The 250-nt window shown below is 35.2% G+C and carries 1 pseudogene; it reads left to right on the top strand.

Annotated elements, in window-relative coordinates:
- Positions 1–5 precede the first annotated feature (5 nt).
- Positions 6–250: pseudogene (locus ACWA1B_RS23200) on the top strand (ketol-acid reductoisomerase); the annotation flags it as partial.

Here is a 250-nt window from a genome sequence, read left to right as displayed (position 1 = left end):
CAAAAATGGCAAATTATTTCAATACATTACCACTTAGATTACAATTAGAACAATTAGGAGTTTGCGAATTTATGGAGCAATCTGAATTTGCAGACGGGATTGCAGCTTTGGCTGGAAAAAAAGTTGTAATTGTTGGTTGTGGAGCACAAGGTTTGAATCAAGGTTTAAACATGAGAGATTCTGGTTTAGACATTTCTTACGCATTGCGTGCAGATGCAATTGCAGAAAAAAGAGCTTCTTATAAAAATGC

This window comes from Flavobacterium xizangense (assembly GCF_054075145.1).
The sequence above is the reverse complement of the archived record's forward strand: the minus strand, read 5'-3'. Positions and strand labels throughout refer to the sequence as shown.